This window comes from Aquipuribacter hungaricus, assembly GCF_037860755.1.
GTDB classification, from domain to species: domain Bacteria; phylum Actinomycetota; class Actinomycetes; order Actinomycetales; family JBBAYJ01; genus Aquipuribacter; species Aquipuribacter hungaricus.
Genome location: NZ_JBBEOI010000159.1, coordinates 1 through 8,744, shown reverse-complemented (window position 1 = coordinate 8,744; position 8,744 = coordinate 1). Strand labels below are relative to the sequence as shown.

Annotated in this window: 9 protein-coding genes and 1 tRNA gene; 9 read left to right on the top strand and 1 reads right to left on the bottom strand. The window is 77.6% G+C overall.

Features of this window, described 5'->3' with window-relative positions:
* The 5 genes from WCS02_RS14535 to WCS02_RS14515 form a co-directional block, all read left to right on the top strand.
* A partial coding sequence (locus WCS02_RS14535; protein WP_340294456.1) for a hypothetical protein occupies positions 1-691 on the top strand: 691 nt, incomplete at its 5' end.
* Positions 688-1,833, top strand: a complete 1,146-nt coding sequence (locus WCS02_RS14530) for a DNA polymerase III subunit delta' (protein ID WP_340294454.1) — start codon at positions 688-690, stop codon at positions 1,831-1,833. The genes WCS02_RS14535 and WCS02_RS14530, both read left to right, overlap by 4 nt.
* Positions 1,830-3,509 carry an alpha/beta hydrolase gene (locus WCS02_RS14525; protein WP_340294452.1) on the top strand — a complete coding sequence of 560 codons (1,680 nt, stop codon included), beginning with the start codon at positions 1,830-1,832 and terminating at the stop codon, positions 3,507-3,509. The genes WCS02_RS14530 and WCS02_RS14525 overlap by 4 nt, the downstream gene beginning before the upstream one ends.
* Before the next feature lie 77 nt (positions 3,510-3,586).
* Positions 3,587-3,659, top strand: a tRNA-Thr gene (locus tag WCS02_RS14520).
* Positions 3,660-3,708: 49 nt separating this feature from the next.
* Complete coding sequence (locus WCS02_RS14515) at positions 3,709-4,674, top strand: serine/threonine dehydratase (protein ID WP_340294450.1); 966 nt, start codon at positions 3,709-3,711, stop codon at positions 4,672-4,674.
* Between the two features lie 89 nt (positions 4,675-4,763).
* On the opposite strand, the gene WCS02_RS14510 is transcribed toward WCS02_RS14515, so the two are convergent.
* Positions 4,764-5,246: a PH domain-containing protein gene (locus WCS02_RS14510; RefSeq protein WP_340294448.1), complete on the bottom strand. Its 483-nt coding sequence runs from the start codon at positions 5,244-5,246 to the stop codon at positions 4,764-4,766.
* A gap of 33 nt (positions 5,247-5,279) precedes the next feature.
* Here WCS02_RS14510 and WCS02_RS14505 point away from each other — a divergent pair, with 33 nt between their 5' ends.
* The 4 genes from WCS02_RS14505 to WCS02_RS14490 all read left to right on the top strand — a co-directional run.
* Positions 5,280-5,435: a hypothetical protein gene (locus tag WCS02_RS14505; RefSeq protein WP_340294446.1), complete on the top strand. Its 156-nt coding sequence runs from the start codon at positions 5,280-5,282 to the stop codon at positions 5,433-5,435.
* Positions 5,432-6,457 carry a molybdopterin-dependent oxidoreductase gene (locus WCS02_RS14500; protein WP_340294444.1) on the top strand — a complete coding sequence of 342 codons (1,026 nt, stop codon included), beginning with the start codon at positions 5,432-5,434 and terminating at the stop codon, positions 6,455-6,457. Before WCS02_RS14505 ends, WCS02_RS14500 begins: the two co-directional genes overlap by 4 nt.
* Positions 6,458-6,494: 37 nt before the next feature.
* On the top strand, positions 6,495-7,415 hold the full coding sequence (locus WCS02_RS14495) for an alpha/beta fold hydrolase (RefSeq protein WP_340294442.1): 921 nt from the start codon (positions 6,495-6,497) through the stop codon (positions 7,413-7,415).
* Positions 7,416-8,162: 747 nt separating this feature from the next.
* On the top strand, positions 8,163-8,744 hold a 582-nt coding region (locus tag WCS02_RS14490), incomplete at its 3' end, for a coiled-coil domain-containing protein (protein ID WP_340294440.1).

Below are 8,744 nucleotides of genomic sequence, written 5' to 3'. Positions count from 1 at the left end.
CGACCGGTCCGGTGCCTCGCCGCCCGCCGCTATCTCGCCGGTGGCCGGTGCCGGGGCGGCCACGGGCGTGGCGTCGGGCGCCACGGCGGTGGGCGCGGCCGCCCCTGCCGGAGCGGCCGAGGCCGACCGGCCGGTCGTCGACGACGACGACGGATCTGACGGGCGCGACGTCTGGGCGACCGGGTCGTCGGTCTGGGACGGGCGGAGCGCCCAGGAGCTCTACGCGCCCCCCTCGCACCAGGTGCAGCCCTGGGATGCGCCGCACGAGGACGCGGCCCCGGGTCACGGCGGCCCGGACGGTGACGAGGGCTACCCGGGCTACGGCTACACGGACCAGGGCTACGCGGACCAGGGCTTCGCGGACCAGGGCTTCGCGGACCAGGGCTTCGCGGAGCAGGGCCACGTGGACCAGTACTCCGACGGGTACGCCCAGGAGCCGGTCGACGCCGCGACCGCCCCGCTGCCCGCCCCGGGCGGGGCCGACCGCCACGGGCCGGGCGACAGCACCACGGTCGACCTCACCGTCGCCGACCTCCGGGATGCCGTCCGGCGCGGGGACGCCGACGTGGACGGTTCCTCGCACGCCGGTGGCGCCGACGAGGCCGGTGACGCGGACGACACCGGCACCGTCAGCGACGACGGCACCGTCCGGGGCGGGGCGACCCGCTGGCTCCCGGGACGCGACGGGTGAGCGTCTGGGACGCCGTCGTCGGGCAGGAGCGGGCGGTGGGGGTGCTGCGCCGCGCGGTCGAGCGGCAGGCCGAGCGCTCGGCGCTCGCCCACGCCTGGCTGCTCACCGGGCCGCCCGGGTCGGGGCGCTCGGTCGCCGCGCGCGCCTTCGCCGCGGCCCTGCAGTGCCCGACCGGCGGCTGCGGCGCCTGCCCGGACTGCCGCGAGGCCCTGGCGGGGTCGCACCCCGACGTCACGGTGCTGGCCACCGAGGAGATGCAGGTGCGCAAGGAGGTCGTCGTCGACCTCGTCCGCCGTGCCTCGGTCGCGCCCACCCGCGGCCGCTGGGTGGTCGTCGTCGTCGAGGACGCCGACCGGCTCCGGGACGTCGCGGCCAACATGCTGCTCAAGGAGGTCGAGGAGCCGCCGCCGCACACCGTGTGGCTGCTGTGCGCCCCCTCCCCGGAGGACCTGCTGCCGACCATCCGCAGCCGCTGCCGGGTCGTCACGCTCGGCGTGCCCCGCGCGGACGCCGTGGCGCGGGTCCTCCAGCAGCGCCACGGCGTCAGCCCCGCCGAGGCCGCCTGGGCCGCCGCGGCGTCGCAGGGCCACATCGGCGTCGCTCGGCGCCTCGCCGTGGACCCCGACGCCCGCCGACGCCGACGCGAGGTGCTGCAGACCCCGGGCCGCGCGGTCGGCGTGCCCGGCGCCGTCCAGGCGGCCCAGGAGCTCCGCGACATCGCCACCGAGGAGTCCGTCGCCGCCGTCGAGGCCGCGCAGCACGAGCAGGACGCCGAGTGGCTCCGCATGATGGGCGTCTCGACGCCCGAGGAGCTGCCGCGGCAGGTGCGCACCCAGTGGCGGGAGCTGCAGGAGAGCCACAAGCGCCAGGCCCGCCGCAGCGCGACCGACGGCCTGGACCGCGCGCTGCTGGACCTGCTGTCGCTGTACCGCGACGTCCTCGTCGTGCAGGCCGGGGCGTCCGTCCCGCTCGTCAACGGGGACATGCGCGCCGACGTGGAGGCGCTGGCCCGGCGCTCCAGCCCCGCGGCCGTGCTGCGGGTGTGCGACACCATCACGACCACCCGTCGGCGGCTCGCGCAGAACGCCGCGCTGCCGCTGGCGCTGGAAGGCATGACCGTCCGACTGGGGGAGCACACGTGAGACCACGCACCACCCGCCCTGCCCGCACGACCACCGGCACCGCCCGGCTCCGGGGGGCCCGCCGCCTGGCGCTGCTGGCAGCCGTGCCCGTCGTCCTGGCGGGGTGCTCCGTCGGCGGCGGCGGAGGCGGTGGAGGGTCCACCGGTGACGACGAGGCGGCCCCGGAGCCCAGCGCCGCGGCCCCGTCGCTCGACCCCACGGTGCGGGTGCCCCCGTCGCCGGAGCTCGCGACCTTCTACTCCCAGGAGCTGACCTGGGTGGGGTGCGAGTCCATCGACCCGCCCGAGGGCGTCACGGGCCAGGACCACGAGTGCACCACCGTGCAGGTGCCCCTGGACTACGAGGACCCGGGGGCGGGGACCATGCTGCTCTCGCTCACCCGGCTGCCCGCCACCGGCGACGACCGGCTGGGCTCGCTGCTGCTCAACCCGGGGGGCCCCGGCGGGTCCGGCGTCGACTACGCGCTGCAGGCCGGCCTCGTCACCAGCGAGGAGCTGAGGGAGGCCTACGACGTCGTCGGCTTCGACCCCCGCGGGGTCGCCCGGTCCGCCGGCGTCGACTGCCTGGACGACGCCTCCTACGAGGACTTCCTCACCGCCGACCCCAGCCCCGACGACCCGGGCGAGCTGCAGACCCTCGAGGGGCTCGCGGACCGGCTGGCCCAGGGCTGCGCCGACGACCGGGTCGCCCCCTACATGGACACCGTGTCCGCCGCGCGCGACATGGACGTCCTGCGGGCGGTCCTCGACGACGCCGACCTCACCTTCCTCGGCAAGTCGTACGGCACGGTCCTCGGCGCGGTGTACGCCGAGCTGTTCCCCGACCGGGTGGGCCGCTTCGTCCTGGACGGCGCCGTCGACCTCACCGCCCGTCCCGCGACGGACGTGACCATCGACCTGGAGCAGGTCCAGGGCTTCGAGGTGGCGCTGGAGTCCTTCGTCGCCGACTGCCTCACCCAGCCCGACTGCCCGCTCAGCGGCTCCGTCGACGACGGCATCGGCCAGGTGCGCGCGCTCATCGCCTCGCTGGACCGCGTGCCGCTGCCGACCGGCGACGACGCGAGGCCCCTCACCCAGGGTCTCGGCGTCCTCGCGGTCGTGTACCCGCTGTACCAGTACGACGCCTGGCCCGCGCTGCGCGCCGGCCTGGAGGGCGCGCTCGCCGGGGACGGCGAGGTCATGCTCTTCCTCGTCGACCTCTTCACCGAGCGCGCCGAGGACGGCACCTACCGCGGCAACACCGGCGAGGCCATCTACGCGGTCAACTGCCTCGACGGGCGCAGCGACCCCGCCGGGCGGGCAGCCATCACGCTGGAGGACATCGAGGGCTCCGCGCAGGAGATGGCCGAGGCGGCGCCCACGTTCGGCCCGCACATCGCCTACGGCGGCCTGCCGTGCGTCGGCTGGCCCTTCGAGCCGGCGGCATGGCCCGAGATCGACGGCGAGGGTGCCCCCGAGATCGTCGTCATCGGGACCTCCCGCGACCCCGCGACGCCCCAGGTGTGGGCCGAGCGCCTCGCCGAGCAGCTCGTCTCCGGCGTGCTCGTCACCTACGACGGCGACGGGCACACCGCCTACGGGCAGACCGGCGCCGGCTGCGTGGACGAGGCCGTCGACGCCTTCTTCGTCGAGGGGACGGTGCCGGAGGACGGGCTCGCCTGCGTCGCGGACTACTGAGCGGGGAACCGGCCCGTCCGTGACGGGGGCGGCGACCCCGTACACTTCTGCGCGGTCGTGTGCCCCGGCACGCGCCGGCCGCCTTAGCTCAGTCGGTAGAGCGACGCACTCGTAATGCGTAGGTCAAGGGTTCGACTCCCTTAGGCGGCTCCGTGCTCCACCCGGCACCCGCCGTGCCCACCCAGGGGAGGCCCGTGCCGTGATCTCTCGCGACGACGTCGAGGCGGCGCGGGAGCAGACCGCCGGGCTGGTCCGGGTCACGCCGGTCCTCGAGGCCGGCCGCGGTGCCCTGCCGCTCGGCGGGCCCGCCGGCCGGGTGCCGGGCGAGCTGGTGCTCAAGCTGGAGCTGCTGCAGCACACCGGCTCGTTCAAGGCCCGGGGCGCGCTGCACCGTGTCCTGTCCGCCCGGGCCGCCGGCCGGCTCGACCCCGACGTCGGCGTCGTCGTGGCCTCCGGGGGCAACGCCGGGCTGGCCGTCGCGTGGGCCGCCGCCCGGGCCGGGGTGCCCGCGACCGTCGTCGTGCCCGAGCGCGCCCCGGTGGTCAAGGTCGCCCGGCTGCGCGAGCTCGGCGCCACCGTCGTCCTGGCGGGCGCCGAGTACGCCGAGGCGCAGGCCGTCGCGCAGGAGCACCGGGAGCGCACCGGTGCCCTGTGGTGCCACGCCTACGACCAGCCCGAGGTCGCGGCGGGTGCCGGCACGCTGGCCCTGGAGCTGCTGGAGCAGGTCGCCCGCCGGGTCGACACCGTCGTGGTCGCCGTGGGCGGGGGCGGGCTGGTCGCCGGGGTCGCCGCCGCGCTCGAGGGCACCGGGACCCGGGTCGTCGGTGCCGAGCCGGTCCGGGCGCCGACCCTGCACGCGGCGCTGGCCGCGGGGACCCCGACCGACGTCGCGGTCTCCGGCGTCGCCGCCGACTCCCTGGGGGCACGCCGGGTCGGCGAGATCGCCTTCGACGTGGCCCGGCGCACCGGCGTGGTGCCCGTGCTCGTCGAGGACGCCGACATCGTCGCCGCCCGGGCGCTGCTGTGGCGGGAGTGGCGCACGGTGGTGGAGCACGGTGCCGCCGCGGCGCTGGCCGCCCTCACGGCCGGCAGCTACGTCCCCGGGGCGGACGAGCGCGTCGCGGTCGTGCTGTGCGGCGCCAACACCGACCCGACGGACCTCTGACCCGGCAGCCCCGTCCTGCCGCCCGGTGCCGCCGGTGGTGCACGAGCAGGTCGGACCAGCCGGAGCGTCAGCGGGACCCCAGGGGTCCGTCAGCCGGTGGGACCGGCGGGCCCGTCCGACGGTCCGTCAGCGGGTCCGGCCCCAGGCTGGTCGGTCGTGCCGGACCCCGGGCGCCGCGCCTGCAGCTCCTCCAGCGGCACGTCGCGGGGGAGCGGCACCACCGAGCCGTCGACGAGCTCCACCACCGGACGGTCGCGCCCCAGCCGGCGGGGCTGGACGCGCACGGCGGCCACGACGCCCCACGGCAGCACCCGCGGCCGGCTGCCGGTCCGCACGACCAGCCCGTCGTCGCCGGCCAGCACGAACCCCCGGGGCCGCATCTCCGCCCACAGGTCGACCACCGCCGCCAGGCCGAGCACGCCGGCGAGGACCCCGGCGTCGTAGTTCCCCACCACGAGGGACACGACCGCCAGCGACAGCAGCGCGGCACCGGCCGTGCCCAGTGCCAGCACGCGGCGCGTCGACGGGTGCGGCTGGTGCCACCGGAGCACCGGTCCCGTCCCGCCCGTCACGCCCGGACCCTACCTAGCGGCCGACCGGCGCTGGTGGGACCGGCGACCGGCGCCCCCCCGCCGCTGCCGGGCTTCCTGTCCCTCCGGCCCGCGGCGGCCGACGACGTCTCCGCCTGGCTCGACGCCCAGGAGGAGCCGGCCGGTGCGGTGCCGCCGCAGGGCGGGCGAGGGCTGACACTGGCCGGGTGAGGACCGCGCGGCGCCGGGGCGTCCCCCGGCGTGTCGGCAACACCGCGCTGCTCGCCGTCCTCCTCGTCGCCCTGCTGGCCGGCCTGGGGTCGTGGCTGGTCGCGGTGCCCGCCCAGCGCGGGGTCGCCGTGGCCCACGGGGCCGCCGGCCTGGCGGTGCTCGCCCTCGTCCGGTGCAAGGCGCCGGTCGTCCGCAGCGGGCTCCGCAGGGCCCGCGCCGGGCGGTGGGCCTCCGTGCTGCTCGGCGTGCTCACGCTGCTCGCCCTGCTGAGCGGCGTCCTGCACAGCACCGGGCTTCTCGTCTGGGCGCCCGGCGGCCAGCGGACGATGTGGTGGCACGTCGCGGCCGGCCTGGTGCTCGTGCCGCTGCTGCTGTGGCACGCCCGCGCGCGCTGGCAGCGCCCGCGCGCCGAGGACCTCGACCGTCGCCTCCTGCTGCGGGCAGGCGGCGTCGTCGCCGCCGCCGGCGCCGGGTGGCTGGCCCTCGAGACCGTCACCCGCCGGGCCGGGCTGCCCGGAGCGGCCCGGCGGGCGACCGGGTCCTACCTGCAGGACCTGCCGCAGCCCACCATCTGGCTGGCCGACACCGTCCCCGCGCGCACGTCCGCGCAGGGCTGGGAGCTTCTGGTCCGAGACGGTCACGGGGAGCGGGTCCTGGGCCTGGCGGACCTGGCGTCCCTGCCGCGCACCGACGTCCGGGCCGTCATCGACTGCACGTCGGGGTGGGCGTCGGAGCAGGAGTGGTCCGGCGTCGTGCTGTCCGACCTGGTGCGCGCCGGCGGTCCGGGCCGCAGCGTCGTCGTCACCTCCGTCACGGGCTACTCCCGCCGGTTCGCCGTCGAGGACCTCGACGGGCTCCTGCTGGCCGACCGGATGGCGGGGGAGCCGCTGCTGCGCCAGCTCGGAGCGCCGGTGCGGCTCGTCGCGCCCGGCCTGCGCGGCTTCTGGTGGGTGAAGTGGGTCGCCTCGGTCGAGGTAGAGGACGCGCCGTCCTGGTGGCAGCCGCCGCTCCCGCTGCGCTGACGGGACGGCCCGCCGGTACGGCTGCGACGCTCGGGGCATGACCGTCACCGAGCACCGCGTGGACGTCGGCGGCACCACCCTGGCCCTCACCGAGGCCGGTCCGCCGGACGGCCCCGCCGTGGTCCTCCTGCACGGCTTCCCCGACAGCCGGCAGATGTGGCGGGCGCAGGTCGACGCGCTGGCCGCGGCCGGGCACCGGGTGCTCGCCCCGGACCTGCGCGGCTACGGGCAGAGCGACCGCCCGGCCGGCACCGCGTCCTACGCCCTGCCCCTGCTGGTCGAGGACGTCGCCGGCCTGATGCGCGCCCGCGGCGTCGGGCGGGCGGCCCTGGTGGGGCACGACTGGGGCGCGGTGCTCGCGTGGGCGGTCGTCGCGGCCCGGCCCGACCTCGTCGACCGGCTCGCCGTGGTCTCCGTCGGCCACCCCGCCGCCCGCGCCGCCGCCGGCCTGGAGCAGCAGGTCAAGGGCACGTACATCCTCGCGTTCCTCGTCCCGGGGCTGGCCGAGCGCCTGCTGCCGCTGGGGGGCTGGTGGTGGCTGCGCCGCGCGTGGGGCGGCCGCAGCACGGCGAGCACCCCGGGCCTGGCGCGTCAGGTCGAGGACATGTCGCGCCCGGGGGCCCTGACGGCCGCGCTGTCCTGGTACCGCGCCAACGTCCCCCTGCCGCGCCCGCTGGGGCGCCGGCGGGCCCGCCCGCGTGCCGCCGGTGCGCCGCCCCGGGTCCGCCGCCCGGTCGACTGCCCCGTCATGGGCGTCTGGTCCACGGGTGACCCCGTCCTCACAGAGGCGCAGATGACCGGGACCGCTGCGCACGTGGCGGGACCGTGGCGCTACGAGCGCGTCCAGGGGGCCGGGCACTGGGTCCCCGAGGACGCTCCGGAGCACCTGTCCGCCCTCCTCGTGGACTTCCTGCGGCCGACCGTCCCCGGCCCCGGGAAGGGCGCGGACCGCTCCTGACCGGCCCGGCGGGCGCCCCCTCGCGTGGGGCATATCTCACACGGCGGCCGGCTCAAGGCCGTCCGGCCGACCACGGGGACCGGCGCGGAAGGAACGCCGAGCCATGACCGAGGGGGAGAGCCGGCCCGGCGGCGTCGGGCGGCGGCCCCCAGGACGCCCGGCGCCCCGGTGCGCGCCGTCGTCCACAGGAAGTCGGCTGTCTGGGTCACACCCGTCGGGCACCGGAGGACAGGACAGGGCCCTCGCCGCCCGGTGGGAGCCGAGGTGGGCTGCACCCTTCGCCCATCAGGCACGTCGTCGCACCCCCGGCCCCGCGGCCCGCCGTCCCGCGTGGAGCCACCGTGCGGCAGACCTCCCACCGTCAGAGACAGCCATGACACTTACCGTGACTCTCGGGCGCGGCGGTCCGGCGTGCCAGTCCAGCACGCCGCGGCCCCCCTCCGGGGCCTTCCGTCGGAGGCCCGAGCGAGCCCCCCGGGCAGGCTCGTCAGGGGGCTCCTGCAGGTGGGACGGGGGGCAGGCCCCCTGGTGGACGGCGGCCGTCGTCCCCAGGTACCCCTTCCCTCCGGAGCGCGCTGGGGTATCGTCCGTGACCAGTTCGTTATGCACTGCGCTCCCCGAGCCGCCCCGCCCGACACATGGACCAGCCCGGTCGCTCCTCCCGGACCTGGCCCCGCCCTGCCCGGAGGAACCCCCTTGCACCCGATGCTCTCCCGCTGCGCGCTCGCAGCCGCGACCGTGATGGCCGTGACCCTCGTGGCGCCCGCAGCCCAGGCCTCCGACGTCGAGGACGCCCGCGCAGAGGTGCAGGAGCTCGGTCGCGAGGTCGAGGTCGCCGCCGAGGCGTACAACGAGGCGCGGGTGCAGACCGAGGCCCAGAAGCAGCACGTGGCCGCCGCCCAGGCCCGCGTCGCCAGCCAGGCCACCGCGGTCGAGGCCATGCAGGACGAGCTCGGTGCCCTGGCGGTCGAGACGTACAAGCGCGGCGGCGTCGACCCGCAACTTGTGGCCCTCGTCGGCAGCGTCGGCAGCTACGCGACGTCCACCAGCACGCTGACCGTCATGGCCGAGCGCCGCTCCGTCAGCCTCAGCGACCTCAAGGAGGCCACCGACGACCTCGAGGCCCTGCAGGCCGCCGCCGCCGTCGAGCTCGAGCAGGTCGCGGCCATGGAGGCCGACCTGGCCGGGCAGAAGACCGCGATCGAGGCCCGCCTGGCCGGTGCCGAGGACGTCCTCGCCGCCGCCGAGGCCGAGGCCGCCCGGATCGAGGCCGCCCGCGTCGCCGCCGCCGAGGAGGCCACCCGCTCCCGCCAGGCCGCCGAGGCCAAG